Origin of the sequence: Pseudomonas sp. 22085, from assembly GCF_052045815.1 — a bacterium.
Lineage (GTDB): Bacteria > Pseudomonadota > Gammaproteobacteria > Pseudomonadales > Pseudomonadaceae > Aquipseudomonas > Aquipseudomonas glycinae.
This window is the reverse complement of record NZ_JBQEQA010000006.1, coordinates 248,068-273,507: the sequence shown is the minus strand read 5'-3', so window position 1 is coordinate 273,507 and position 25,440 is coordinate 248,068. Positions and strand designations below refer to the sequence as shown.

Annotated in this window: 26 protein-coding genes; 13 read left to right on the top strand and 13 right to left on the bottom strand. The window is 62.0% G+C overall.

Translation table 11 applies throughout. From position 1 onward, the window contains the following. Nucleotides 1-8: 8 nt before the first annotated feature. Together ACTJK7_RS09680 and ACTJK7_RS09675 are read right to left on the bottom strand one after the other, a co-directional pair. Complete coding sequence (locus tag ACTJK7_RS09680) at nucleotides 9-2,459, bottom strand: penicillin acylase family protein (protein WP_440780733.1); 2,451 nt, start codon at nucleotides 2,457-2,459, stop codon at nucleotides 9-11. Between the two features lie 212 nt (nucleotides 2,460-2,671). Then, entirely contained in the window at nucleotides 2,672-3,316 is a 645-nt protein-coding gene (locus ACTJK7_RS09675) for a glutathione binding-like protein (RefSeq protein WP_039771345.1), read from the bottom strand. A gap of 147 nt (nucleotides 3,317-3,463) precedes the next feature. Here ACTJK7_RS09675 and ACTJK7_RS09670 point away from each other — a divergent pair, with 147 nt between their 5' ends. Then, nucleotides 3,464-4,021, top strand: coding sequence for a cysteine hydrolase family protein (locus ACTJK7_RS09670; RefSeq protein WP_108559902.1), 558 nt, complete (start codon nucleotides 3,464-3,466; stop codon nucleotides 4,019-4,021). A gap of 146 nt (nucleotides 4,022-4,167) precedes the next feature. Here the strand turns inward: ACTJK7_RS09670 and ACTJK7_RS09665 are convergent, their stop codons facing one another. Genes ACTJK7_RS09665 through ACTJK7_RS09650 form a run of 4 tightly spaced genes read right to left on the bottom strand, consistent with a single transcriptional unit; the run spans nucleotide 4,168 to nucleotide 5,887 of the window. Then, the gene (locus ACTJK7_RS09665) at nucleotides 4,168-4,371 is read right to left on the bottom strand and encodes an SEC-C metal-binding domain-containing protein (protein ID WP_003198420.1); all 204 of its coding nucleotides are present in this window, start codon (nucleotides 4,369-4,371) and stop codon (nucleotides 4,168-4,170) included. Between the two features lie 5 nt (nucleotides 4,372-4,376). After that, nucleotides 4,377-4,877 (bottom strand): LEA type 2 family protein, encoded by a 501-nt coding sequence (locus ACTJK7_RS09660; protein ID WP_064382924.1) that lies wholly within the window; start codon nucleotides 4,875-4,877, stop codon nucleotides 4,377-4,379. Between the two features lie 31 nt (nucleotides 4,878-4,908). After that, the gene (locus ACTJK7_RS09655) at nucleotides 4,909-5,385 is read right to left on the bottom strand and encodes a YchJ family protein (protein WP_064382925.1); all 477 of its coding nucleotides are present in this window, start codon (nucleotides 5,383-5,385) and stop codon (nucleotides 4,909-4,911) included. A gap of 4 nt (nucleotides 5,386-5,389) precedes the next feature. Continuing rightward, nucleotides 5,390-5,887: a DUF6231 family protein gene (locus ACTJK7_RS09650; protein WP_011332778.1), complete on the bottom strand. Its 498-nt coding sequence runs from the start codon at nucleotides 5,885-5,887 to the stop codon at nucleotides 5,390-5,392. A 199-nt stretch (nucleotides 5,888-6,086) separates the two neighbouring features. On the opposite strand from ACTJK7_RS09650, the gene ACTJK7_RS09645 reads away from it, so the two are divergent. The 4 genes from ACTJK7_RS09645 to ACTJK7_RS09630 all read left to right on the top strand — a co-directional run bounded on the left by ACTJK7_RS09645 (nucleotide 6,087) and on the right by ACTJK7_RS09630 (nucleotide 8,786). After that, a complete protein-coding gene (locus ACTJK7_RS09645; RefSeq protein WP_011332779.1) occupies nucleotides 6,087-6,782 on the top strand; it encodes an OmpA family protein in 696 nt (231 codons plus the stop codon). 89 nt (nucleotides 6,783-6,871) lie between these two features. After that, complete coding sequence (locus tag ACTJK7_RS09640) at nucleotides 6,872-7,594, top strand: OmpA family protein (protein WP_039771352.1); 723 nt, start codon at nucleotides 6,872-6,874, stop codon at nucleotides 7,592-7,594. A gap of 162 nt (nucleotides 7,595-7,756) precedes the next feature. Continuing rightward, on the top strand, nucleotides 7,757-8,035 hold the full coding sequence (locus tag ACTJK7_RS09635; protein ID WP_085612355.1) for a DUF1145 domain-containing protein: 279 nt from the start codon (nucleotides 7,757-7,759) through the stop codon (nucleotides 8,033-8,035). Further along, nucleotides 8,028-8,786, top strand: coding sequence for a hypothetical protein (locus ACTJK7_RS09630; protein ID WP_108559904.1), 759 nt, complete (start codon nucleotides 8,028-8,030; stop codon nucleotides 8,784-8,786). Before ACTJK7_RS09635 ends, ACTJK7_RS09630 begins: the two co-directional genes overlap by 8 nt. A 149-nt stretch (nucleotides 8,787-8,935) precedes the next feature. On the opposite strand, the gene ACTJK7_RS09625 is transcribed toward ACTJK7_RS09630, so the two are convergent. Then, the gene (locus ACTJK7_RS09625; protein ID WP_064382929.1) at nucleotides 8,936-9,400 is read right to left on the bottom strand and encodes a CopD family protein; all 465 of its coding nucleotides are present in this window, start codon (nucleotides 9,398-9,400) and stop codon (nucleotides 8,936-8,938) included. A gap of 99 nt (nucleotides 9,401-9,499) precedes the next feature. Here ACTJK7_RS09625 and dinG point away from each other — a divergent pair, with 99 nt between their 5' ends. The 5 genes from dinG to pdxH all read left to right on the top strand — a co-directional run bounded on the left by dinG (nucleotide 9,500) and on the right by pdxH (nucleotide 17,364). Continuing rightward, nucleotides 9,500-11,644 (top strand): ATP-dependent DNA helicase DinG, encoded by a 2,145-nt coding sequence (gene dinG / locus ACTJK7_RS09620; protein WP_007952008.1) that lies wholly within the window; start codon nucleotides 9,500-9,502, stop codon nucleotides 11,642-11,644. A gap of 95 nt (nucleotides 11,645-11,739) precedes the next feature. Beyond that, nucleotides 11,740-14,220, top strand: a complete 2,481-nt coding sequence (locus ACTJK7_RS09615) for a beta-agarase (RefSeq protein ID WP_440780735.1) — start codon at nucleotides 11,740-11,742, stop codon at nucleotides 14,218-14,220. 106 nt (nucleotides 14,221-14,326) lie between these two features. Then, on the top strand, nucleotides 14,327-15,472 hold the full coding sequence (locus ACTJK7_RS09610; RefSeq protein WP_108559908.1) for a serine hydrolase domain-containing protein: 1,146 nt from the start codon (nucleotides 14,327-14,329) through the stop codon (nucleotides 15,470-15,472). A gap of 113 nt (nucleotides 15,473-15,585) precedes the next feature. Further along, a complete protein-coding gene (locus tag ACTJK7_RS09605; protein ID WP_323150778.1) occupies nucleotides 15,586-16,692 on the top strand; it encodes an OmpA family protein in 1,107 nt (368 codons plus the stop codon). Nucleotides 16,693-16,716: 24 nt separating this feature from the next. Next, nucleotides 16,717-17,364 carry a pyridoxamine 5'-phosphate oxidase gene (gene pdxH, locus ACTJK7_RS09600; protein WP_085655636.1) on the top strand — a complete coding sequence of 216 codons (648 nt, stop codon included), beginning with the start codon at nucleotides 16,717-16,719 and terminating at the stop codon, nucleotides 17,362-17,364. A 5-nt stretch (nucleotides 17,365-17,369) separates the two neighbouring features. On the opposite strand, the gene ACTJK7_RS09595 is transcribed toward pdxH, so the two are convergent. After that, nucleotides 17,370-17,606 (bottom strand): hypothetical protein, encoded by a 237-nt coding sequence (locus ACTJK7_RS09595; protein ID WP_064382934.1) that lies wholly within the window; start codon nucleotides 17,604-17,606, stop codon nucleotides 17,370-17,372. 165 nt (nucleotides 17,607-17,771) lie between these two features. Between ACTJK7_RS09595 and ACTJK7_RS09590 the strand changes: the two genes are divergently transcribed. Then, nucleotides 17,772-18,236 carry a glycine zipper 2TM domain-containing protein gene (locus ACTJK7_RS09590; RefSeq protein ID WP_007969461.1) on the top strand — a complete coding sequence of 155 codons (465 nt, stop codon included), beginning with the start codon at nucleotides 17,772-17,774 and terminating at the stop codon, nucleotides 18,234-18,236. A 64-nt stretch (nucleotides 18,237-18,300) separates the two neighbouring features. On the opposite strand, the gene ACTJK7_RS09585 is transcribed toward ACTJK7_RS09590, so the two are convergent. The 3 genes from ACTJK7_RS09585 to nhaA all read right to left on the bottom strand — a co-directional run bounded on the left by ACTJK7_RS09585 (nucleotide 18,301) and on the right by nhaA (nucleotide 21,067). After that, nucleotides 18,301-18,552 carry a pyocin S6 family toxin immunity protein gene (locus tag ACTJK7_RS09585; RefSeq protein WP_011332788.1) on the bottom strand — a complete coding sequence of 84 codons (252 nt, stop codon included), beginning with the start codon at nucleotides 18,550-18,552 and terminating at the stop codon, nucleotides 18,301-18,303. A gap of 18 nt (nucleotides 18,553-18,570) precedes the next feature. Next, complete coding sequence (locus ACTJK7_RS09580) at nucleotides 18,571-19,758, bottom strand: S-type pyocin domain-containing protein (protein WP_440780737.1); 1,188 nt, start codon at nucleotides 19,756-19,758, stop codon at nucleotides 18,571-18,573. 121 nt (nucleotides 19,759-19,879) lie between these two features. Continuing rightward, a complete protein-coding gene (gene nhaA / locus ACTJK7_RS09575; RefSeq protein ID WP_440780738.1) occupies nucleotides 19,880-21,067 on the bottom strand; it encodes a Na+/H+ antiporter NhaA in 1,188 nt (395 codons plus the stop codon). Between the two features lie 244 nt (nucleotides 21,068-21,311). Here nhaA and ACTJK7_RS09570 point away from each other — a divergent pair, with 244 nt between their 5' ends. After that, nucleotides 21,312-22,406, top strand: a complete 1,095-nt coding sequence (locus tag ACTJK7_RS09570) for a PLP-dependent cysteine synthase family protein (RefSeq protein WP_440780739.1) — start codon at nucleotides 21,312-21,314, stop codon at nucleotides 22,404-22,406. Nucleotides 22,407-22,539: 133 nt separating this feature from the next. Here ACTJK7_RS09570 and ACTJK7_RS09565 read toward each other — a convergent pair whose 3' ends face one another. After that, nucleotides 22,540-24,153: an NAD(P)/FAD-dependent oxidoreductase gene (locus ACTJK7_RS09565; protein WP_440780740.1), complete on the bottom strand. Its 1,614-nt coding sequence runs from the start codon at nucleotides 24,151-24,153 to the stop codon at nucleotides 22,540-22,542. Between the two features lie 95 nt (nucleotides 24,154-24,248). Continuing rightward, a complete protein-coding gene (locus tag ACTJK7_RS09560) occupies nucleotides 24,249-24,902 on the bottom strand; it encodes a COG3650 family protein (protein ID WP_064382939.1) in 654 nt (217 codons plus the stop codon). 164 nt (nucleotides 24,903-25,066) lie between these two features. Here ACTJK7_RS09560 and ACTJK7_RS09555 point away from each other — a divergent pair, with 164 nt between their 5' ends. Then, the gene (locus tag ACTJK7_RS09555; RefSeq protein ID WP_064382940.1) at nucleotides 25,067-25,435 is read left to right on the top strand and encodes a hypothetical protein; all 369 of its coding nucleotides are present in this window, start codon (nucleotides 25,067-25,069) and stop codon (nucleotides 25,433-25,435) included. The last annotated feature ends 5 nt before the right edge of the window (nucleotides 25,436-25,440 follow it).

The window sequence follows — 25,440 nt, the reverse complement described above, 5'->3', positions numbered from 1 at the left end:
GTGGGGATTTACTTGCCGGGGGTAAGCGTCAACCGCGTCTTGCCATACACCCGGTCAAAGTTCTGCGGCTGCATCGGCAAGCCGATGTACTGCCCCTTGAGCCACGGATCGATGCCGTTCAGGTAGTTCGGGCTTACCGGATTCCCGGATTGCCCCGTCCCGTTCTGCCCCATCAGCGGTTCGCTCTGACCGAAGTCGACGATAAAGCGCATCGACGGCGCACGGGTGGTGTTGAAGTCCTGGCCCCAGGCAAATGCCGCCGTGTTCAGGGTGGTATGGTCACCGCCCGCTGCGATTGGCCCGCGAACGGTCTGGCCGTTGGCATTCTTCCACTCGTAACGGTGCAGTTTGCCCCACTGCCAGGCTCTGCGATCACCGCCCAACTGACTGTCGCCGGCGCTGATCGCTGCCGCCAGACTGCGGGCGAGGATCGCCGGTTTGTCTTCTTTTTGCGGGGTGCGGGCGTCGTCCCAGAATGGACTGTCTTCGCGGCCCAGCAAGTGATCGGCCTGGGCGGCGTAGGACAGGTCGCCATTGGCGATAAACGCTTTCCACGCCGGGCTGCCTTGCGGGCCGAGCTCGTCGAGGAAGATCTGCTTCATGCTTTCCTGCAGGAACAACTCGTAGATCGCCGCGTCGGCGGAGGTCGGGCTGAGCTTGCCATCGAACGCCATCAAGCGGGTATAGGCTTCGCGGGCCTTGCTGCGCTCGGCTTCCGGCAGGGCGTCGATCGCCTGTTTCAGCGGCTGCGCCATGCCCGGTGCCTCGAACATTTTCTTCAGTTTGGCGGCGAAGGTGGTGGTCTGGTCGTACTGCATGGCGATCACACTGCGACCGTCATGCTTGCCGCTGCCGGCCAGTTCGGCCAGGCGCTCGCCACGTTCCGGCGCCGCCCAGGAATTGGACAGTTGCATGCCGTAGCCATGGGGAATGACCCGCTGGTTGGCGGTGCCGAGCCAGCCCTGGGCCGGATCCTGATCGTACGGGTGCAGCATCGGGTCGGCGTAACCGTCCCAGTCGTAGCGACCTTCCCAGCCCGGCGACGGCAGCAGGCCTTCGCCTTCACGGCGGTTCGGGAAACGCCCGGTGACTTGCCAGCCAATGTTGCTGGCGTCGGCAAACACCAGATTCAGCGCGATTGCGCGGATTTCCCGGCTGGCGTCCGAGGCGCGCTCAACGTTCTGGGCGCGGCTGAGATCAAAAAACGCATCGAGCGATTTGTCGTCGGTGAAGCTCGGCGTCTGCAAGGCCAGGCCAAAGCCTGCGCCCTGAGCGGCAGCCTGGGTGCTGTTGAGCAGCGCGCCATGGCGGGTTTCGTACACCGCTTCGCGAATCGGCCGCTGGCCTTTGACGAAGTAGGTTTCGTTGCGCACCGCAACCGGTTGCCACTTGCCGTTGACCTCGTAGGACAACGTGCTGCCCTGACGACGGATTTTTTCCAGGAACAGGTCCTGGTTATCGCCGAGCACGCTGGTCAGGCTCCACGCCACTTTGCCGTTGAAACCGCCGAGCACCATCGGCAGACCGGCCACGGTCACGCCGGCGGCCTGGTATTTCGGCGCGCGAATCTGCACGAAACTCCACAGCGACGGCGCGGCCAGCGGGCCATGGCTGTCGCTGGCCAGCAGGCTCTTGCCGCTGCGGCTGCGCTGCGGGGCGATGGCCCAGTTGTTCGACGACTGAGTGCCCAGCAGGTTGAGGGCGGCCAATTGTTCGCTGGCGTTGCTCAGCTCTGTGAGCCCCGGAATCTGCCCGTTGAGCTTGATGCCTTGCAGCTTGTCGGCCTCGGCCAGCGGCAGGTTTTCGTCGGGAGCGGACGGGGTCAGCCACGCCAGTTTGTCGTTGGTCACGGTCTGCGCCAACACCAGCGAAGCGATTTCTTCCGGCAGGTTGGCCGACTGGCTGAAGTTCAGCAGGCAGAAAATCAGCGCCGAATCTTCCGGTTTCCAGTATTCAGGCTTGTAGCCGCTGGAAGCCAGATCCCCCGGCAGTTTGTCGGCGTAGCGGAACAGGTAGGCGTTGACGCCCCGGGCATAAACCTCAAAGAAGCGCTGGAGCCGTGGCGACGAAGCCTTGTACAGCTCGCCGGCGCTTTTCTTCAGGTTGACGGCGCGCATGTAGCGGTCGGCGTCGAGCATCGACGAACCGGACATTTCCGCCAGACGGCCCTGAGCCAGCAGGCGCAGGGTGACCATCTGATTGATCCGGTCGCTGGCGTGCACGTAACCGAGGGCGAACAGTGCGTCGTGGAAGCTGTTGCTTTCGATCAGCGGCATGCCCATGGCATTGCGGCGCACCGAAACGTTCTGCGCCAGGCCCTTGAGCGGCTGCACACCGGAAGTCGGCGGGAGGGTGTCCTGGGCGTTCCAGGTCTGACAACCGGTCAGGCTCAGAACACCGGCCACTGCTGCGGCAACGCCGAACCGGGGAAGAAAATGTGAAAGGGCTGGCGAGGCCATGGCAAAGCTCCTGCGGGGTGTAGAGGCTGGGGGCGCAATAAAGCCGCTACGTTAGTGAGCAGGAGGGGGCCGCGCAAGCGGGGCGAGCGGTTATTTCTTACCGCTCACGTAGATCGTTCCCACGCTATGCGTGGGAATGCAGCCCGGGTCGCTCTGCGGCCCAATTCCACGCGGACGGTTCGACGCCTCTACATGGGAACGATCAAGGCAGGTCAGGACTTCGGCGGATTGATCTTCTGCACCAGCGCGTAGGCCTTCACGGTCGCCGGGCGATCCTTGATGTGGTTGAACCAGCGCTGCACGTTCGGGAAGTCTTCGAGGTTCTGGCTCTGCCATTTGTGCGAGACGATCCACGGGTAGATCGCCATGTCGGCGATGCTGTATTCGCTGCCAGCGACGAACTCATTGTTCGCCAGTTGCTTGTCCAGCACCCCGTACAAACGGGCGGTTTCATCGATGTAGCGCTTGATCGCGTAGGGGATTTTTTCCGGGGCAAACTGGCTGAAATGATGGTTCTGCCCGGCCATCGGCCCCAGCCCGCCCATTTGCCAGAACAGCCATTGCAGCGCCACCTGGCGGCCACGCAGATCCTTGGGCAGGAACTTGCCGGTCTTTTCCGCGAGGTATAGCAGGATCGCCCCGGACTCAAACAGCGACAACGGCTCGCCGCCATCAGCCGGCTCATGATCGACGATGGCCGGGATGCGGTTGTTCGGGGCGATTTTCAGAAAGTGCGGCTGGAACTGTTCGCCCTGGCTGATATTGATCGGGTGCACGTCGTAGCGCAGGCCCGCTTCTTCGAGGAACAGGGAAATCTTGTGGCCGTTGGGCGTGGTCCAGTAATACAGGTCGATCATGGAAAGCTCCAAATCAGGAAAATGGCTTACGTGCGGACAGCAAACGCCAGCTTCAGGTTGTCCTGTGTGCGTTCGATAGCTTGCTTAGTCACAGGAGGTGATGCTCAAGTACGGGAAATTCAATGACCCCGCGTGAGAAAAATCGCCATGGAGCTTCAGGCCAACGCTGCACTGATCATCATCGACCAGCAAAAAGGCATCCTGCAGCCGCGTCTGGGGCGGCGGAATAATCCGTTGGCCGAAGAACGAATCCTCGACTTGCTGAACTTCTGGCGGCGCAGCGGTCGGCCGGTGATCCACGTGCAGCACTTGTCGCGCTCACCGGATTCGGTGTTCTGGCCGGAGCAGTCAGGCGTGGATTTTCAGGAAAGGTTTCTGCCGCAGGACGACGAGTGGCTGATTCAGAAACAGGTGCCGGATGCGTTTTGTGCGACGGGGCTTGAGGCGAAGTTGCGTGAGGCGGGGATCGGGCAGTTGGTCATCGTCGGCGTGGCGACGAACAACTCGGTGGAATCCACGGCGCGCACGGCGGGCAATCTGGGGTTTGACGCGTGGGTAGCGGAGGATGCGTGCTTTACCTTCGACAAGGCCGACTATTTCGGCACGTTGCGTTCGGCTGAGGAGGTGCATGCGATGTCGCTGGGGAATTTGCACGGGGAGTATGCGACGGTGATCAGCAGTGCCGGGATTCTTGAGGCAGTCTGATACTGATCGGGGAGTGCGCCGGCCTCATCGCTGGCAAGCCAGCTCCCACATTCGACCGAGTTGCTCCTGATGGAGCGCGATCCTTGTGGTAGCGAGCTTGCTCGCGAAGGCGGTATCTCAGGCGAAGATGCTCTCCGCCCAAGGCATCAAGCGCCGTGGCACTTCTTGAATTTCTTGCCGTTGCCGCATGGGCAAGGGTCGTTGCGGCCAACGTCTTTCAGGGCGTTGCGCACCGGTTCCTGGTGGGCGTGGCCGCAGTTCGGGCCGTGGACATGGCCATGGTCGTGATCATGGTGATGGTCATGATCGTGGTTGCAGTCTGGGCCATGGACATGAGGTTGCTGGGTCATCGGGGTCACTCCGTAATCAAATCGGCGGGGATTATCACGCCATTGCGCGCCAGGTGCACGTAGTGCGCGATGAATAAACCGGTTTCCATCTCGCCCTCCAGTCGATAGGGAATCTGCTGGTTCGGGTTTTTCAGCATTTTCACCACCTCTTTGACCTTCGGCCACAGGTTGGTACGGATCGGCACCTTGTAAAACGCGCTGCTTTTGGGGTTCACCGTGATCCAGTGTTCGTGCTCGCCTTCGGCCAGCAGCATGTCGGCCAGGTGTATGCGGTATTCCAGACCGCGCACGGTCAGGTCGCTGTCGTTGGGGTTGTCGATGCGAAAGTGCAGAATGAATTTCTGTTCCAGCAACTTGGCGCGCACCACTTCGACTTTCACCAGGTGCACGGCGGGGTCGCGTGTGTCGTCGGTAAACCACGACGCACAGCCGCCGAGCCCCGAGAAGCTGATCCCCAAGAGCATGAGCAGTGAGAAAGCCTGAAATGTGCGCCAATGACCGAGCATGGTTTAACTCCCTTTGCTGCCCAGTCTAGCTTCAGCTGCCGAAATACCCCGCGCAGCATTTCTTGAACTTCTGACCGCTGGCGCACGGGCAGGCGTCGTTGCGGCCCAGCTTCAGTTGCACGGTCGGGTCGATGAAGTACCAGCGTCCGCTGTTCTGCACGAACGACGAGCGCTCGCGGTGGCTGTGCTCGCCCTGACCGTCATGCCAGCGCGCGGTGAAGGTGACGAACGCGTGTTCCGGCTGACCGCCGAGTACTTCCGAACTTTCCACGTCCAGGCCGAGCCAGGTGCTCTGGGCGCTCCAGTCGCTGATCGACTGGCGATCCAGCCCCGCTTGCTGGGCGGGCAGGGTGGTCGCCACCAGATAATCGATCAGGCCCAGCACGTAGGCGCTGTAGCGCGAGCGCATCAGGGCTTCGGCGCACGGGGCCGGGTGGCCGGCGTGATAGTGACCGCAGCAGGCATCCAGCAGGTTGCCGCTGCCGCAGGGGCAAATGGCTGTACTCATTGCATTACCACCAGTATTTCCCGAAGTTTTCCGGATTGGCCCAGAACCGTGAGTTGAGCCAGTCGGGGACTTGTTTGTAGTCAAGCAGATCGTAGGTGAAGAGTGTCAGTACCTGCTCGTCGCGGGCGAAGCGTTCGCTGGCCTGAAGGGCCAGTGAGTAAAAATCGGTCTCCTGCCAGCCGCTGGCCGGCAGATCCGCCAGCACCGCGATGCGGCTGGCGTTGAGGTTGCGGATCCCGCCCAACAGATTCAGGCCGTCACGCTTGGGCAAATGTTCCAGGCAATCGACCACCAGCGCCAGGTCGAAACGCCGGGCCGCCAGTTCCGCCGGCAACGCACCGGGCGCGGCGTGCGCGACGCAGGTGTCCGGGTGCGCTTCCTTGAAGGCAGCCAGCGCCGGGAACTCGCTGGCGCCGATCAGCAGCAGGCGTGCCGGGGCGTAGCGGTCGAGCAGGGCGGCCAATGCCTGCTGCGGCGTGCGGGAAGAAATGGCGACGTTCATCGAAGCTCCTCAATCAGAGCGCCAAGACTAGCCTGCCCGGACGCCAAGGCCTAGATCTCTGTCCTGCGGGTTTGCGGCAAATTCGTCGAAGTCCCGTGAACAGGCGCACAAACAGCAATGGCCTATTGCTGGCGGAGATTAAAACTCCGGTCTTTACTCCCTGAATCGGTTCTAAGCCGATCCCTCAGGAGAAAACTAGATGAGCATAGTTCGGACAGCATTACCCTTGGTTCTGCTAACCAGTGTGTTGACTGGTTGCGCAGGTTTGCAGAAAACCGACTGGCCGACCTGTGCGGCAGTCGGTGGTGTCGTCGGTGCGGGTCTCGGCGCGACCGAAAGCTCCGCATGGGCGGGGTATGGCGCGTTACTCGTCGGCGGTACGGCAGCAGCCTATTGCTGGGTTCACGGTGATGGCGACGAAGACGGCGATGGTGTGCCGGACAGTCGCGACAAGTGCCCGGGCACGCCTAAAGGCGTACAGGTCGATGCTGACGGCTGCCCTCCACCAGCCCCTGCACCAGTGGTCGAAGAAGCTGTAGTGGTCAAGGAAGAAACCATTGTCATCCGCGATGTTCACTTCCAGTTCGACAAGGCCACGCTGACCCCGGCCGACAAACTGGTCCTGGATAAAGTCGCTTCGCGCCTGAAACAGGAATCCAGCACGGCGCAACTGACCGTGACCGGCCATACCGACAGCGTCGGCAGCGATGCCTACAACCAGAAACTGTCGGATCGCCGTGCGCACTCGGTGGTCAAGTACCTGGTCGAAAGCGGCGTACCGCAAAGCAGCTTCGTGTCGGTGACCGGTGCCGGTGAAAGCCAGCCGGTGGCAGACAACAAAACTGCCGACGGTCGCGCGCTGAACCGTCGTACCGAAATCAAAATCAACCGCTAGCCCCCTCGCATCCGCGGCTTGTGCAGTCGCGGATGCGGGTCTTTACTCCTGTGTAACCGGTATGAGCCGGTGACACAGGAGCTTTAACGATGAGTGTTCTTACAAGGTCCGTCTTGCCGGTTCTGCTGCTGGGCAGCCTGTTGACCGGTTGCGCCACCCACAGCGATGGCACCGCTCCCCTCAATCAACGTACCTGGCCGATCTGCAGCCTTATTGGCGGACTGGTCGGCGGCGGTCTCGGCGCGCTCGAAAGCAGCGGTTGGGCCGGCGGTGGCGCTGCGCTGGGGATCCTCACCGGCGGATTGATCTGCTATGCCCAGGATGGCGATGAAGACGACGACGGCGTGTTCGATCGCCGCGACCGTTGCCCCGATACCCCGGCCAACACCCCGGTCGACCACCGTGGCTGTCCGCTGCCGCAATACCCGGTCACCGAGAAACCCGCCGAACCGGCCCCGCAAACCGAAGTCATCACCCTCAACGATGCCGGCAACGTGTTGTTCGACTTCGACAAGTCCGATCTGAAACCGGCCGCGAAAAGCCAGCTCGACACGTTGATGGACAAACTGCGCAATGCTGACGTGGTGAGCATCAAGGTCATCGGTCACACCGACAGCAAGGGTTCGGATGCCTACAACCAGGCACTTTCGGAGCGCCGCGCCAGCAGTGTGGCGGAGTATTTGCTGAGTCAGGGCCTGGCGCCGAACAAACTCACCAGTGAAGGGCGTGGCGAGAGCGAACCGGTCGCCGATAACAACACGGATGAGGGGCGTGCGCAAAACCGTCGGGTGGAACTGCACATCAATCGTTAGGATGCGTCTGTAGTCCGCAGGCTAGAGCTGTCGGTCGATGATCATCGTCGAACCGGCAGCCATCCGGCGATGGATCGGTTTTTTTCATTTTTCCCTCTGGCTTATCCCCTGCAGAAGCCGTTACTGTGCGCCCAAAGAATAATTCGCAACACGGGGGAGCGTATGAAGGTGTTCTGTGGGCTGGGGCGATTGTTGACCCTGCTGTTCTGCTGCGTGGTGCTGGCCAATCAGCTGGTGCCGTTTGTTCATCCGCTGCACCTGCTGGTCAATCTGGCCGGCGCTCTGCTGCTGGCGATCCACGTGCTCGAAGTGCTGCTGTGCAACCGCAGCCTCAAGGGCCGTCCGCACCCTTGGCGTGATCGTGGCCGGATCCTGTTGTTCGGCGTATTCCACCTGCAAACCATCCCGGCCCCGGCCGCTCCGGAGGCTTCCCATGCGTAAACTCTGCCTGCTCGCTGCATTCATCAGTCCATTGGCCTGCGCCCAGGTGGTCAGCGTCGAAACCAATTCCCTGATGCGTCTGCCCAACACCGCCAGCACTTTGCAGCTGGAAAAACTGGTGGTCGCCGATTACGGCACCTTGCTGATTCCCTCGAACGTGACCGAGCTGAGTGTCGGCGAATTGCGACTGGGCCATGAGGCGCGCATTGCCATTGTGCCAAGCGAACAGGCGCTGGATATGAAAGTCATCCGCGCCGAACTCGGCGAGGGCAGCCAGATCACCGCCCGTGGTGCCCCGGGCACCTACGAAAAAGCCGCCCGTGCCGGGCGCAATCTGAACCTGCAATTCAAGGCGTTGAATGCGCCGAAACTGGTGGTCGATGCCCGTGGCGGCACCGGTGCACCAGGTTTTGTCGGTCTTGATGGCGCTAACGGTCAAGAGCCGGGATGCACCTGGGGTCAGGCGGGACACGGTTTTGATGGCAGCAACGGCAGCGACGGTCAGCCGGGTGCACCGGGCGCACTGGTGCGTCTTGAAGTGCCGCGCGAATTTCCGGCCGAGCTGATCAAGGTCGAAGTTGCCGGCGGTGCCGGTGGCCCGGCCGGTCCTGGCGGCAAACCGGGGGCGGGTGGCAAGTCCAAGGGCTGCCTGGTCTATCGCGCCGATGGCGGCAAGAGCGGCAAGCCGGGTGCCGACGGGCAGCCGGGGCCTGCGGGTGCGGCGGGGTCTGTCACCGTACAGCGCTTGTAATCGATTGCACCTACCCTCTACGTTGATCGTTCCCACGCTCCGCGTGGGAATGCCTCAAGGGACGCTCCGCGTCCAGTGACGCGGAGCGTCACGGGCTGCATTCCCACGCAGAGCGTGGGAACGATCAGGTATCAGTCAGGGTGCGCTTGTCAGAACGAGGGCCGCGCAGCCGCCACCGCCACCAGCACGACCCCGACCAGCAGATTGAACCCCACCACCTTGCGAATCCGCCCCAGCACTGCCGCACCGGCCGGCCAGTCCTTCGCCTGCACCGCCGTGCGCAGTTCCGGCAGCATCAAGGCCTGAATCCGGATGAACAGCGCGGTCATCACCACGTACAACCCCATCATCACCTGCACATAACGCGGCGCGTTGTCGAAGGCGATGTGTTGCAGATGCAGCATGCCCACTCCGGTCACCGGCAGCAGAATCACCGCCCCCCACACCCAACGAAAAAAACCTTGAAACACTTCCACCCAGAGCGTCAGGCGCCCGGGGCCGTCCAGGGCCTTCATCGCCGCAGGGCGCAGCACCATCCAGGCGAAAAACATGCCGCCGACCCACACCAGCGCGGCCAGTACATGGATGGGGTAAACGAGGCTAAAAGGTGTCATTGGGGTACTCCGATCTGCGCAGGATTGATTCGCGGGGTATGATAGCCCCCCATCCGAACCACTGAAAATTTATCCAGCGTTTTTTGCGCCCGACACTCAATGATCAGCACTGAACTCAAAACCACGATCCAGGGCGCCTACTCGCGTTTTCTAGAGGCCAAGAGCCTCAAACCGCGTTATGGCCAGCGCCTGATGATCGCTGAAGTCGCCAAGGTCCTCGGGGATATCGACACCGACGACGAAGGCCGGCGCAGTGGCGACCCCGCGATTGTCGCGGTGGAAGCCGGCACCGGTACCGGCAAGACCGTGGCCTACAGCCTGGCGGCGATCCCGACGGCGAAACTGGCCGGCAAGCGCCTGGTGATCGCCACCGCCACCGTCGCCCTGCAAGAGCAGATCGTCTACAAGGATTTGCCCGACCTGATGCGCAACAGCGGGCTGAATTTCAGTTTCGCCCTGGCCAAGGGCCGTGGCCGCTACATGTGCCTGTCCAAGCTCGACATGCTGTTGCAGGAAGGCCATGCGCAGACCGCCACAGCTCAGCTTTTCGAAGAAGAAGGCTTCAAGATCGAGGTCGATGAGGCCAGCCAGAAGCTGTTCACCAGCATGATCGAGAAGCTTGCCGGCAATAAATGGGACGGCGACCGCGACAGTTGGCCCAACGCGCTGGAAGACGCCGACTGGGCGCGCCTGACCACCGATCACAGCCAGTGCACCAACCGTCATTGCCCGAACTTCGGCCAGTGCGCCTTCTACAAGGCGCGCGAAGGCATGGGCAAGGTCGACGTGATCGTCACCAACCACGACATGGTGCTGGCCGATCTGGCGCTGGGCGGCGGGGCAGTCTTGCCCGATCCGCGCGACACCATCTATGTGTTCGACGAAGGTCATCACCTGCCGGACAAGGCCATCGGCCACTTCGCCCATTACACGCGCCTGCGTTCCACCGCCGACTGGCTGGAAACCACCGCCAAGAACCTCACCAAGCTGCTGGCCCAGCACCCGTTGCCGGGCGACCTCGGCAAGCTGATCGAGCAGGTGCCGGAGCTGGCGCGGGAGATCAAGACCCAGCAGCAGTTCATGTTCACCGCCTGCGAACAGATTGCCGATTTCAAGCCCGGTGAAGACGTCGAAGGCCGCGAACGTCCGCGTCATCGCTTCATCGGCGGGGTGATTCCGGAACACATGCGCGAGATGGGCATCGAGCTGAAAAAAGGCTTTGCCCGCCTCAACGACCTGTTCACCCGCCTGACCGATCTGCTCAAGGAAGGCATGGACGGCGAAGTCAACATCGGCATCGCCAGCAATCAGGCCGAAGAATGGTACCCACTGTTCGGCAGCCTGTTGTCCCGCGCCTCCGGCAACTGGGAGCTGTGGACCGCGTTCACCGCTGAAGATCCGGAAGACAACCCGCCGATGGCCCGCTGGCTGACCCTGGCCGAAAGCGGTTCGCTGTTCGACATCGAGGTCAACGCCAGCCCGATCCTCGCCGCCGAAACCCTGCGCCGCAGCCTGTGGAACGTGGCCTACGGCTGTCTGGTGACTTCGGCGACCTTGACCGCTCTTGGTACTTTCGACCGTTTCCGCATGCGCGCCGGCCTGCCGAAGAAAGCCGTCACCGCCGTGGTACCGAGCCCGTTCCATCACGCCGATGCCGGTGTGTTGCGGGTGCCGGACCTGAAGGCCGACCCGCGCGATGCCGCCGCCCACACCGCCGCGATCATCCGCGACCTGCCGGAACTGGTCGAAGGCTCGCGCGGCAGTCTGGTATTGTTTTCGTCGCGTAAGCAGATGCAGGACGTGTTCGACGGCCTCGACCGCGACTGGCGCAAGCAAGTGTTCATTCAAGGCAACTTGTCGAAGCAGGAAACCCTGAACAAGCACAAGGCGCGGGTCGATGGCGGTGATTCCAGCGTGCTGTTCGGTCTCGCCAGTTTCGCCGAAGGCGTGGACTTGCCGGGCGCCTACTGCGAGCACGTGGTGATCGCCAAGATCCCGTTCTCGGTGCCGGACGATCCGGTCGAAGCCGCACTGTCGGAATGGATCGAAGCCCGGGGCGGCAATCCGTTCATGGAAATCTCGGTGCCCGATGCCTCGCTGAAGCTGGTCCAGGCGTGCGGTCGTCTGCTGCGCACCGAAGAAGACCGCGGCACCATCACCTTGCTGGATCGGCGGCTGGTCACCCAGCGCTACGGCAAGGCGATCCTCAATGCGTTGCCTCCTTTCCGTCGTGAAATATCCTGAGACATCGGTGGGCAGTTTTGCCCGCCGCGCTGTCTATCTCTCTGTCACTGCTTTTCCATTGGCCCTTGCGGGTCGTTAGGGAGAATTCCGTTCTCATGATTCGTCGTTCGTTGCCTGCCGTTTTTGCCCTGGTTTTCGCTGGCCCCTTGCTGGCGGCACCTGCTGGCCAGCAGACCCTGTTCAACTTTGTCCGCCCCGCCGATGTGGTGAAAGTGGCGACCGAAAACGCCGACCTGCCGCAAGCCAACGCCGAGCAGACCCCCGAAGGCGAAGTGCTGCGGCGGGTGACGTTCAATCCGACGGCCCGCCCGACCTTGCGTCTGTCCCCGCAGACCGGTGCCTGGGACTGGTCGCAGTCCGGGATGATGAGCCTGCGCATCCAGAGCGCGATGAACTGGGCGGTGACCGTCTACGTTCAGATCCAGAGCAACGACGGCAAGACCCTGGTCAGCCGCGTTGACCTGCCGGCCGGCCCGGCGCAGACCTTGCTCGTGCCGTTGACCGCGACCTCGCCACTGAGTCAGGGCATGAAAGCCGGGCCGGTGATGCCGATGATGATCGACGGGCAGCGCATCCTGCTGGCGAGCAGCAGCGGTGAGCTGGATCGCAGCCAGGTGGTGTCGGTCAGCCTGTCGATGGATCAGCCGAAAGCCGCGCAAAGTCTGCTGCTGGAACGCTTTGGCGTGCAGGACGAAGGCGAGGTGATCAAATCCGCCTACGGCAATCTGGTGGACGCCTATGGCCAGTCGACTCGCGGCAAGTGGCCGGAGAAAGTCGCCAATGACGAACAACTGAAATCCGCCGCCGCCAAAGAACAGCAACAACTGAGCACCTGGCTGGCCGAGCGCGAAAAGTCCTCGCTGGACAAGTTCGGTGGCTGGAGCAAAGGCCCGGTGTTCAAGGCCAGCGGTTTCTTCCGCACTGAGAAACGTGACGGCCGCTGGTATCTGGTGACGCCCGAGGGCCATCCGTTCTATTCCCTGGGCGTGAACACCGTCAGCCCGGAGGTCAACCAGACCTACGTGGCCGGCCGCGAGTACATGTTCGAATCCCTGCCAAAACCGGAAGAGCCGCTGGCCAGCCACTTCGGCGAGGGTGATAACCGTGGCGGCAACGGCGCCGATCAGGGCCGTGGCTACAACTTCGGGCGTTGGTACGACTTCTACGGCGCCAACCTTCAGCGGCTTTATGGCGAGCCATGCATCCCGGATAGCGGCAACAAGGCCGGTGTCGCCGAAGCCGCCAAGGCTGGCGCCGCCGAAGAGGCGGCAACCAACGCCAGTGCACCGGTAGCCGCCTCCGAACAGCCGAAAGCCGGGGTCGCCGAGTCGGCAGCCACCAGCGGGCAAAGTGTCGCGACGCCGTGCAAAAACACCGTCGACGAGCAAAAGTGGGCCAGCCACACCCTTGATCGTCTGCAAGCCTGGGGCTTCAACACGGTCGGTAACTGGAGCGCCCCCGTCCTAGGTGACGCCGAGCGCATGCCGTACACCTTGCCGCTGTCGATCGTCGGCGATTACACCAGCATCAGCACCGGCACCGACTGGTGGGGCGGCATGCCTGACCCGTTCGACCCACGATTTGCCATGGCCACCGAGCGCGCCGTGGCCATCGCCGCCCGCGATCATCGTGATGATCCGTGGCTGATCGGCTACTTCGCCGACAATGAACTGGCCTGGGCCGGCCCCGGCGATGATCCGAAATCCCGTTACGCGCTGGCTTACGGCACCTTGAAAATGACCACCGACGTTCCGGCCAAACGTGCGTTTCTCAAGCAGTTGCGCGACAAGTACCGCAATCAGGCGGGTCTGTCGAAAGCCTGGGGGATTGATCTGCCGGCGTGGGAATTGATGGAGGATCCCGGGTTCGAGGCGCCGCTGCCGAATCCGGAGCATCCGGAAATCGAAGCCGACTTCAAATACTTCCAGAAGGTCTTCGCCGACACTTACTTCAAGACCATTTCCGACTCGCTGAAATGGCACGCGCCGAACCAGTTACTGCTCGGCGGCCGTTTCGCCACCAGCACCCCGGAAGCCGTGGCGTCCTGCGCCCAGTATTGCGACGTGCTGAGCTTCAACATGTACACCCTGCAACCGCAGGACGGTTATGACTTCGCCGCGCTGCGCAACTTCGACAAACCGGTGCTGATCACCGAATTCAACTTCGGCTCCACCGACCGTGGCCCGTTCTGGGGCGGCGTGACCCCGTTGAGCAAGGAAGAAGACCGCGGCCCGGCTTATGCCAACTTCCTCAAACAGGCCCTGAGCGAACCGTCGATTGTCGGCGTGCACTGGTTCCAGTATCTGGACCAACCGGTGACCGGGCGCCTGCTCGATGGCGAGAACGGTCACTTTGGTCTGGTCGGAGTCACTGATCTGCCGTTTCAGGGCTTTGTCGAAACGGTGCGCAAAAGCAACCTGGCGACCGTCGATCAGTTGAGCAAAGAGGCGCAGAAAGCGGCTGCCGCAGCGGACAAGGCCGGCCACGAAACCGAAGGCGGCCGCAAGGCTGACGCCGGCAAAGGCCCGGGGCAGGGCGCAGGCCACACCGGCGGGCATTCCGGCAACGGTCACTGATCATTACGAAGCCTGAAGACCGCCCGGCCCGCAGCGGTTCCCAAAAGCCTCTTGGGCTGGAACAATGCGGGCCACTTTGTAGAGCGTTTTCGCGGGGGAGTTGCGGGTGCAGATTCAGGGACATTACGAGCTTCAATTCGAAGCGGTGCGCGAAGCCTTCGCCGCACTGTTCGACGATCCCCAGGAACGCGGCGCCGCGTTGTGCATCCGGGTCGGCGGGGAATCCGTCCTCGACCTCTGGTCCGGTACCGCTGACAAGGACGGCGCCGAAGCCTGGCACAGCGACACCATCGCCAACCTGTTCTCCTGCACCAAGACTTTCACCGCCGTCACCGCGCTGCAACTGGTCGCCGAAGGCAAGTTGCAGCTCGATGCGCCGGTAGCCCGTTACTGGCCGGAATTCGCCGCTGCCGGCAAGGAGTCCGTCACCCTGCGCCAACTGCTTTGCCATCAGGCCGGTCTGCCGGCCCTGCGCGAGCTGTTGGCGCCTGAAGCGCTGTACGACTGGCAAACCATGGTCGACGCCCTCGCCGCCGAAGCACCGTGGTGGACGCCGGGCACCGGTCACGGTTATGCCGCGATCACCTACGGTTGGCTGATCGGCGAATTGCTGCGGCGTGCCGACGGTCGCGGGCCGGGGGAGTCCATTGTGGCGCGGGTCGCCAAACCGCTGGGGCTGGATTTCCATGTCGGTCTGGCCGACGAAGAATTCCATCGCGTGGCGCATATCGCCCGGGGCAAGGGCAACACCGGCGACGCTGCTGCCCAGCGCCTGCTGCAAGTGACCATGCGCGAACCAACAGCGATGACCACCCGAGCCTTCACCAATCCGCCGTCGGTGCTCACCAGCACCAACAAGCCGGAGTGGCGCCGCATGCAGCAACCAGCAGCCAACGGCCACGGCAATGCCCGCAGCCTGGCCGGGTTCTACGCCGGTCTGCTCGACGGCAGCCTGCTGGAAAGCGAAATGCTCGACGAACTGACCCGCGAACACAGCCTCGGCGAGGACAAGACCTTGCTGACCCGCACCCGTTTCGGTCTCGGTTGCATGCTCGATCAACCCGACGTGCCGAACGCCACCTACGGCCTCGGCCCGCGTGCATTCGGCCATCCGGGGGCGGGCGGTTCCATCGGTTTTGCTGATCCGGAGCACGATGTGGCCTTCGGATTTGTGACAAATACCCTGGGGCCGTACGTCTTGATGGATCCGCGCGCGCAGAAGCTGGCGCGGGTACTTGCCACTTGTCTGTAAAGCATCGTCCGAGGTTCCAGGGCCGGAACCTCATGGCGATTTTCGTTTCAAAGCGTCTGTTTATCCGGGCGAAAGTCCTCTGATTGTTCACTAATTCTTTTTGTGGGTTTCCAATGTCGTCCAAACAAACTCTCGCCCTGGCCCTGTGTTTCGCAATCACCGGTTGTGCACAGACTCCGAAGAACGACACCGATGGCGGCAGCTGGTGGCCGTTCGGTTCTTCCGACAAAGTTGCAGCCAAGGAGCCGGCTCCGGCGCCTGCCCCATTGAAACCGGCCGCCACCGCGCCTGTGGCCAAGGCCGAGAGCAGCAATCCGTGGTACTGGCCGTTTGGCTCGGACGACTCGGCGGCAGCCAAGCCAGAAGTGAAAGCTGAAGCCAAGCCCGAAGCAAAACCGGTCGAAGTCGCCAAGGCAGAGGCCGACAAGGGTGGCAAATGGTGGTGGCCGTTTGGTGGCAAGGAGCAGGACACTGCCAAAGTCGTGCCGATGCCCGATCCGAAAGTGACCCAAGCGTGGCTGGATGACTACGAACCGCGCCTGCGCACCGCGATCAAGGACAGCAACCTGCAACTCGAACGCCGTGAAAACGTGCTGGTCGTGACCGCGCCGGTGGAAGGCTCGTTCAACCCGGATCGTCCGGCGATGCTGCTGCCAGTGACCCTCGGCCCGTTCACCCGCGTGGCGAAAATCCTTGAAGCCGACCCGAAAACCGCCGTACTGGTGCTCGGTCACAGTGACACCACCGGTGCCGCTCCGGCCAACGTCAAGTTGAGCCAGGAACGCGCCCAGGCCGTGGCGGCAATTTTCCGCCTCAGTGGTCTGCAGCGTGACCGCCTGATGCTGCGCGGCATGGGCTCCGAAGCGCCGCGTGCCGCCAACGACAGCGTTGAAGGCCGTGCCCTGAACCGCCGTGTCGAACTGCTGGTGACCCCGCAGAACACCATGGTCGCGCTGCTGAGCAAATACAACATGCCAGCACCTAAGCCAGTGACGATGGTCGCCGCCCAGGACGTCAAGCCTGCCGCCAAACCGGTGACTCCGGCACCGGCTGCTAAGAAAGCCGCTGTACCGGCCACCAAAAAGGCTCCAGCCAAGAAAGCTGCTGCCAAGGCTCCAGCGAAGAAGGCCCCGGCCAAGGCTCCGGCGAAAAAGACCGCGCCCGCCAAAGCCGCCGCAACCGACAAGAAAGTCGCTGCGACCGATACCACTAAAAAGTGATCCGCTAACGAAAAGGAATGCGCCGTGACCCAGTCTCTGGCAGATATGCGTCGTGATTACACCCGGGATGGCCTGACCGAGGCGCAAGCCCCGGCGGAGCCCTTTGCGTTGTTTCACCAGTGGTTTGCCGAAGCGGTGAAAACCGAACAGGCGCCAGTGGAAGCCAACGCCATGACCCTGGCCACGGTGGATGCGAATGGCCGTCCGCATTGCCGCATTCTGCTGCTCAAGGGGCTGGACGAGCAGGGCTTCACCTTCTTCACCAACTACGAAAGTGCCAAGGGCCAGCATCTGGCGGCGAACCCGTTTGCTGCCATGACATTCTTCTGGCCGACTTTGGAGCGCCAGGTGCGGATCGAAGGGCGGGTGGTGAAGGTCACGCCCGAAGAGTCGGATGCGTACTATCAGGTGCGACCGCTGGGGAGCCGACTCGGCGCCTGGGCTTCACCGCAGAGCCGGGTGATCAACGGCCGGGGTGAGCTGGAAGATTTGCTCAAGGCGACCGAGCAACGCTTCACCGACACTCAGCCTCACTGCCCGGAACACTGGGGTGGCTACCGCTTGCTCCCCGAGCGCATGGAGTTCTGGCAGGGCCGCGCGAGCCGCCTGCACGATCGCCTCAACTACCGTGTGCAGGGCGCCGACTGGATTCTTGAACGTCTGGCACCCTGAGCAGTCTACCGAGCGGGATAGTCTGCCGCAGCGGCTTGGAGCCACTTCGGCAGGTCCCGGCGCTTGATCTTCTGCGCCTGAGCCTGCTCCAGCCGTTCGAGCATGAACGCGCGTTTGCCTTCATCCTTGCCGGCCAGTGACAATGCCAGATCGCGATCCATCCAGCGTTTGATCCGCACATACAGCCACCAATGGAAGTACAGGCCGGCGGCTGTGGTGACGACAATGATGAAGTAATCCATGGAAATCCTTGGGTCGGCGGCGCAGGAAATGGAATTTGGCGCTACTGTTGGGGAGTTCGCGGGTGCCTGTACCGGGCCTGAATGAAAGCAACTTTATCCGGGCGACGCCGTGACAGGCGTCAAGCTGCGGAGTTTAATGAATACCTGTCCTTTGGAGTTGATGCTATGCGTAAGTCTGTTCTGCTGGTTGCTTCCTTTTCCACGATGGCGATGTTGCTGACCGGCTGCCAGTCGAGCCTGACCGGTGACTCCTACTCCCGTGACGAAGCGCGTCGCGTGCAGACGATTCGCATGGGCACCATCGAATCCCTGCGTCCGGTGAAAATCGAAGGCACCAAAACCCCGATCGGTGGTGCTGCCGGTGCAGTGGTTGGCGGTGTTGGCGGCAGTGCCATCGGCGGCGGCAAAGGCAGCATCGTTGCAGCCGTTATCGGTGCCGTGGCCGGCGGCCTGATCGGTTCGGCCACTGAAGAAGGTCTGACCCGCACTCAAGGTGTTGAAATCACCGTACGTGAAGACGACGGCAGCATGCGCGCCTACGTGCAGCAAGTGCAGGAGAATGAAGTGTTCCGCGTGGGTGAGCGGGTACGGATTTCCACCGTTGGCGGGACCAGCCGCGTTTCGCACTAATCGCGAACGAGCGGTAAAAGAAAACCCCGGTCAGGTGACTGGTCGGGGTTTTTTTATTGGTTGTTTACGAGCCCGCCCGAGTGCCAATGAAATATTCCAGGCCTTTCGGAAAGTCGACTTTCAAAAGCTCTGACGCCTGCCTGACCTGACTTTCAGTCATCTCCAGCTCTCCTGGTTCAACTTCCTCAAGAGTTTTGGATTCAGTGATTTGCGCTAATGCTTGGCTCAGTTCGTAATCTTTTACCTTGAGCTCGAATTGCAATGAGTCATCCTGCTTCTCATCCGGGAAAAATCCGGTGATCGATAAATAGCGCATCTTTCTCTCTTCAGTGAGTTATCTGGGAGTCGTTCTGCCTGGCTTTGCTTTTTTTGTTCGCTCTCCCGTCAAATGATTGAATTCTCCCAAATGAATTCCCAGCTTGTCGTACAGCTCTATAGCGCCGGTTTTGGAGTCCCATTCATATATCCGGCCTTTTCCATCAAGCCAGCGGGCTCTCTTTTTTCCACCACCTCGCACTGAGGCCTTTGACTTCACCCTTTGAGTGTCGGGGAACGCAGGAAGCGTTTCGGGATCATCGTAGTACTTATGGTCTCCAGGCTTGCTGACAACAATGTACAGCGGCCGAACCCCGGACTCCGCCGGAAACACCAATATGAAATCCCGATACTCCGGTGGATAAACCGGATTCACCAGAATCCCGTCCGCCGCTTTCGTCGGCGGATACACCCAGATATGCGGCGCCTGCGGAGCAGCCTCCAGTGCAGGAATACCGAGGATATCGGAACCGTCCACAGCAGGCGTCCAGACCAGCTCAACACCTTCACCAAGGTCTGCAACAAACCGGCTATCGCGTGCCGCGAACTGCACGACATCAACCATCTCCCAGTCGCGATTCTTGCCGGTATAGAAGCCGTAACCCTTAAGGCTGCCATCGGCCTGCTGTTCAACACGCAAGCGCACGCGGGTTCGGGCCTGTTTGAGGGCGAGTAACTGGTCTTCGGTGTAGAGAGCGCTGTCGCCCAGGTTCGAGGGCATCAACATCGCCAGCAAACCGAGCAGCGGGGTCGCGACAGCAGCAGAGGCCATCGCGGGCAATCCCTTGACCGCCTCACCGGCAAGGGCAAAAGTGCCCAGCCCCGCAGGAATGGCAGTGCCGATGATTTTCTTGAGTTCAACCCCACCGCTGTCATTGGCCTCACGGCCACCGAGCAAAATCAGCTCGCCGTAATCCTTCAGGCTGTCTGTCGGCACCATCCCCGACGGATTTGAGTAATCGATGATCGCGTCCGGCAACTTGCAGGACTTGGCAAACGTGCAGCCGGCGCGCACCGGCTCAGGCTTGTTCGCCGCGACCTCTCGATTGCGCTCGAAGGCGTCCTGCCGCGCCAGCATGGCGTCGTACTTGTCTTGTCGGTCTTGCTGATCGGCCAGTTCGGTAGCCGTCATATAGCGGTAGGAGACGTGATGCCCGTCGCCCGCCGGTGGGTTGGGAACCCGGGGAATGTCCTTTTGAACAGCCACTGATTGTCCTTTCGTTCATGCATCGGCAGCCCCTCGAAAGGGGCTGCACGACGTTAACGAAGCAGGAAAATCGTGGCTGTAGGACGTATCTCTAAAGACGTGGGGATTGTTCGCTACGGCATCAGGAAGGCCGTGCGGCGTTCTTTCTGCTCGCCGCCAATGTCACCGCATAACCGATCAATGCCGCAAACACCGACCCGGTGAGAATACCCATCCGGTCCATCCCGGCGTATTCACTGGAGCCCGGCACGAAGGCGAGTGAGCCGACAAACAGGCTCATGGTGAAGCCGATCCCGCAGAGGATCGCCACGCCCAGCACCTGGCCCCAATTGGCGCCCTGAGGCAGGGCGGCGATGCCGATTTTTACGGCGAGCCAGGTCAGGCCGAACACGCCGAGGGTCTTGCCCAGCAGCAGGCCGACGGCGATGCCCATCGGCACGTGGTGGGTGAAGCTCTCGACAGTCACGCCGCTCAGCGACAGACCCGCGTTGGCGAAGGCGAACAGCGGCAGAATGCCGTAGGCCACCCACGGGTGCAGCGCGTGTTCGAGGGTCAGCAGCGGCGAAGGCTCGGCATTCCTGGTGCGCAGCGGGATGCAGAACGCCAGGGTTACGCCGGCCAGCGTCGCGTGGACACCGCTCTTGAGCACGCAGACCCAGAGGATTAGACCGATGATCATGTACGGCCCGAGTTTGACCACGCCGAGCCGGTTCATCGCCACCAGCGCCGCGATGCACGCGGCCGCGAGGCCCAGCGACAGGGTCGAGAGTTCGCCGGAATAGAAGATCGCGATGATCACGATGGCGCCGAGGTCATCGATGATCGCCAGGGTCATGAGGAACAGCTTCAGCGACACCGGCACCCGCTTGCCGAGCAAGGCCAGCACGCCAAGGGCGAAGGCGATGTCGGTGGCGGTCGGAATCGCCCAGCCGTCGAGGGCTGCCGGGTTGTCACGGTTGAGGAACCAGTAGATCAGCGCCGGCACCAGCATGCCGCCAATTGCGGCCGCACCGGGCAGGACGATCTGCGACGGTTTAGACAACTGACCGTCGAGCACTTCGCGCTTCACTTCCAGGCCGATCAGCAGGAAGAACAGCGCCATCAGGCCGTCGTTGATCCACAGCAGCAGGGGTTTGGCGATTTTCAACGCGCCGATCTGCGCCACCACCGGCGTGTCGAGCAGGCCGTTGTACAACCACGACAGCGGCGAGTTGTTGATGATTAGAGCCAGGATGGCTGCGGCGATCAGTAACAGACCGCTGGCAGCTTCCAACTGAAAGAAACGCGTGAAAGTGCTACGCAGAGGCAAGGTCGCTCTCCATCGATAAAGTCAAAAGGTGGCACACCCTAACCCGTACCGTTAGTTGTTAAAACAAAAGTTATATTCTTTTTTGTTATATATGGTTACAGGGCGCCGGCCAACGTGCAGGAGAGCCTAGCAGTTGCCCAAGGTATTGAAGTTCAGCTGTATCTGTCGGTGCTGTAGGTTTTTTCCTAAGCTTGGGGCTGAGCCTGTGAAGGCATTTTTGCCCGATTCAACGAGAACAACAGCCATGAGCGACAACCGACAGTGGGCCCGCGAAGCCATCCGGATCATCGAAGCGGACTTCCAGCGCAGCGCCGACACCCACCTGATCCCCTTGCCGTTGCCGGGCTTTCCGGGCATCGAGTTGTACTTCAAGGACGAGTCCAGCCACCCGACCGGCAGCCTCAAGCATCGGCTCGCCCGCTCGCTGTTTCTCTACGCCTTGTGTAATGGCTGGCTCAAACCCGGCGCGCCGGTGATCGAGGCGTCCAGCGGTTCGACGGCTATTTCCGAAGCGTACTTCGCACGGATGCTCGGCTTGCCGTTCATTGCGGTGATGCCGGCGACCACCTCCAGAGAGAAGATTGCGCAGATTGCGTTCTACGGTGGCCAGAGTCATCTGGTGGATGATCCGACCCAGATCTACGCCGAATCCGAACGCCTGGCCCGCGAGCACGACGGTCACTTCATCGACCAGTTCACCTACGCCGAGCGCGCCACCGACTGGCGGGCGAACAACAACATCGCCGAATCGATCTTCCAGCAAATGCGCTACGAACAGCATCCATGCCCGGCCTGGCTGATCTCCAGCCCCGGCACCGGCGGCACCACCGCGACCCTCGGGCGTTACGTGCGTTACCGCCAGCACTGCACCCGCGTACTGTGCGCGGATGCCGAGCGTTCGGTGTTCTTCGACTTTTACCAGACCGGCGATGCCAGCCTGCGTCTGGACCACGGTTCGCGGATCGAAGGGATCGGCCGGCCGCGGGTAGAAGCGTCGTTCCTGCCGAAGGTAATCGATGCGATGGTCAAGGTGCCGGACGCCTTGTCGCTGGCGGCCATGCATTACCTGGCGCAGCGTCTGGGCCGGCATGTGGGAGGGTCAAGTGGCACCAACCTGATCGGCGCGCTGATGGCGGCGCAGCAGATGAAAGCAGCGGGGGAGTCAGGCTCGATCGTGGCGATCCTGTGCGATGGCGGCGAGCGCTATGCGGACACGTATTACGATCAGGCGTGGCTCAAGGCGCAGGGCTATGAGCTGGAGGGATTGATGGCGGCCGTGACGGCGAGTGCCGAGCAGGGTGAGGCGCTGCCGGCTTCAGTGTTGCGCGCAAATATTTGAGTCACCGGTAACCAATGTGGGAGCTGGCTTGCCAGCGATAGCGGAGTGTCAGTCAACATTAAATGTGAATCTGAGTCCGTCATCGCTGGCAAGCCAGCTCCCACAGTTTTTGCAGTGTTTCAGGCGGTGCAGGTCAGTCTTTCAGACCGAGAATGTCACGCGCCACGGCTTCAGCAATCCGAATCCCGTCAACACCCGCCGACAGAATCCCGCCCGCATAACCCGCGCCTTCACCGGCCGGGAACAGACCCTTCACGTTCATGCTCTGCAGCGATTCATTTCGGGTGATGCGCAGCGGCGACGAGGTGCGGGTCTCGATCCCGGTCAGCACCGCATCGTGCAGCGAATAACCGCGAATCTGCTTCTCGAACGCCGGCAGTGCTTCGCGGATCGCTTCGATGGCGAAGTCCGGCAGGGCCAGGGCCAGATCGCCCAGCGAGACGCCCGGTTTGTACGACGGCTCGACTTCGCCCAGCGCGGTGGATGGTGTGCCGGCGATGAAGTCGCCGACCAGTTGCGCCGGCGCCTTGTAATCGCTGCCGCCGAGGATGAAGGCGTGGGATTCCAGACGTTCCTGCAACTCGATCCCGGCCAGCGGGCCGCCCGGATAATCGACTTCCGGGGTGATGCCGACGACGATGCCGGAGTTGGCATTGCGCTCGTTACGCGAGTACTGGCTCATGCCGTTGGTGACCACGCGGTTCGGCTCGGAAGTCGCCGCCACCACGGTACCGCCCGGGCACATGCAGAAGCTGTAGACCGAACGGCCGTTCTTGGCGTGGTGCACCAGTTTGTAGTCGGCGGCGCCCAATTTAGGGTGGCCGGCATACTTGCCAAGACGTGCGCGGTCGATCAGCGATTGCGGGTGCTCGATACGGAAACCCACCGAGAACGGCTTGGCTTCCATGAACACGCCACGGCTGTGGAGCATGCGGAAGGTATCGCGGGCACTGTGGCCCAGCGCCAGGATCACGTGTCTGGAGTGCAGGGTTTCGCCGCTGGCCAGCTCGACGCCGACCAGTTGACCGTCCTCGATCAGCACGTCGGTGACGCGTTCCTGGAAGCGCACTTCACCGCCCAGAGCGCGGATCTCTTCGCGCATGGTCTCGACCATGCCGGTCAGGCGGAACGTACCGATGTGCGGTTTGCTGACGTAGAGGATTTCTTCCGGCGCGCCGGCCTTGACGAATTCGTGCAGCACCTTGCGGCCGAGGAATTTCGGATCCTTGATCTGGCTGTACAGCTTGCCGTCGGAGAACGTGCCCGCGCCGCCTTCGCCGAACTGCACGTTGGACTCGGGGTTGAGCACGCTTTTGCGCCACAGGCCCCAGGTGTCCTTGGTGCGCTGGCGCACTTCGGTGCCGCGTTCGAGGATGATCGGCTTGAAGCCCATCTGCGCCAGCAGCAGGCCGGCGAAGATCCCGCACGGGCCGAAACCGACCACGATCGGGCGCTGGCTCAGGTCGCTTGGCGCCTGGCCGACGAATTTGTAGCTGACATCCGGCGCCACGTTGACGTTACGGTCGTCGGCGAATTTGCCCAGCACTTTGGCCTCCTCGCGCACTTCGAGGTCAATGGTGTAGATGAAGCACAGTTCGGAAGACTTTTTGCGCGCATCGTAGCTGCGCTTGAACAAGGTGAAATCGAGCAGGTCATCGCTGGCGATGCCCAGGCGTTGCACGATGGCGGCGCGCAGGTCTTCGTCGGGATGGTCGATCGGCAGCTTGAGTTCGGTGATTCGTAACATGACAGGATCCGGTTCGCGGGGCGCACAACTGCGCCAGGGCGTTTGAAGGCGGCGATTATAAGCCGCATCCGCCGGATCCCGTGAGGGTAAAACGATCAGTCGTTACGCGAACCGCCGAAATACCCGCAACCGCGCTGTACCTGGCCGTCGATACGCAACTCGGCGCTCATGTGCTGCACGCTGCCGGTGCTGGTGTCGACGCAACGCTGCGGCGCGACCCACAACTCGATGCGCTGGTTGTTGGCTTCGCTGCTGAGATTGAAACGGCCATCGCCCAATTGCTCTTCGACGTAAGGCACGGCGAGCGGTGGCTGGCCTTCGCGGTCGATGACCAGGCCCTTGCCGCTGACCTTGACGTTCCATTCCGGGCCATGGCCGGCGGCGCGCAGGATCAGCTGTTTGAAGTTGGGATCGTCGCAGGCAGTGCCGGAGCGTTCGACGCGATAGAGCTGGGTCAGGTCGAGGCGGTCGCCGGCGATCTTCCCGCGCACGTCGGCGAACAGCTTGCCCTGCTGATCGGCCAGGGTGGCGGCCTCTTGCAGGACGCTGGTGCCGCCGATGTCATTGACCACGTACTGACGCTGCTCGCCGCAGGCCTGAAACACCAGTTTGCCGTCGGCAGCGGTCAGTTGCCCCTGCATCCGCGTCTGGCCGACGTGGGAGGCGCTTTCCCGCGCACCGTCGAACAATTGGCACGCGGCAAACAACGGGAGCAGGGCAACAACAATCAGGGAACGGGCAACACGCATCTTTGGCTCTCCAGACAAGTGCCGCCACGTTACGCAGGCTGGCCGCTGATCACAACCATGAGTTGGACCTGCCATGTACCGGAAACATTTGGCTTAACTTTGGAAGTCGGGGCGAAAGGTATTTGGCAGTACCTTGTCCGCCTTTTGGATGCGCGAGGTTTTGTATGAAAGGATCAGGCAGGGTGCTATTGGCAGTACTGGCATTGATGGCTTCATTTCCGTCGGTGGCGGCAGAAATTGCTTTTTCATCAGCGGCGGATTTCTCCGAAATGAGCCTCGAGCTCAAACGAATCGATGATCCGAATCCGCAAACGGTCGAGCTCAATGTCACCTTGAGCCCGGATGCACAGCGTCGCCTGGAGCGGGCGACGACTGAGGGAATGCACAAGCTCCTGCAGGTATCCATCAATGGCATTCAAGTGTCGAGCGCGATGGTTGGATCGGTGGTCCGCGGGCCGGGCCTGAGGATAGGCGTGCCGCGTGAGGTCGCCAGAAATCTGGTGCCGACGCTGCTGGAGCCTTTGACACCTTGATGCGA